This window comes from Cognatundibacterium rugosum, from assembly GCF_014284365.1.
Taxonomy (GTDB): Bacteria; Pseudomonadota; Gammaproteobacteria; order Burkholderiales; family Burkholderiaceae_D; genus Undibacterium; species Undibacterium rugosum.
Window position 1 is genome coordinate 1 of sequence record NZ_JACOGG010000066.1, and the last position, 370, is coordinate 370.

The 370-nt window shown below is 52.4% G+C and carries 1 protein-coding gene; it reads left to right on the top strand.

Annotated elements, in window-relative coordinates; genetic code table 11:
* Window positions 1–64: 64 nt before the first annotated feature.
* Window positions 65–370, top strand: a 306-nt coding sequence (locus H8K47_RS18770; protein WP_222612836.1) for an IS66 family transposase, incomplete at its 3' end; no start/stop codon positions are given.

Below are 370 nucleotides of genomic sequence, written 5' to 3' on the forward strand. Positions count from 1 at the left end.
TTGGAAAGGCTACCATTGCAACCATTCAGCCGCATCGGCGAACTACTGCCACACAACTGGAAGCTTGCTCAATAATTTCCATCATCCATATCAGAACCGGTCAACCTGTGATGACCGGGCGCTTACGTTATATGCGCGACTCTACGCTGTGGAACGGGAAGTCAGCTTGCTCGCCCCGGCGCAACGCTTAGCCATGCGTCAAGCGCAAGCCAAGCCAGTTGCAGATGCCTTACATCAATGGTTACTGGTTCAACGCCAGCAAGTCCCTGGCGGCGGTGCTACATTCAGGGCAATCGACTACAGTTTAAATCGCTGGTCGGCGTTAACCCATTACCTCAACGATCCTCAGGTGCCGATTGATAATAATTGG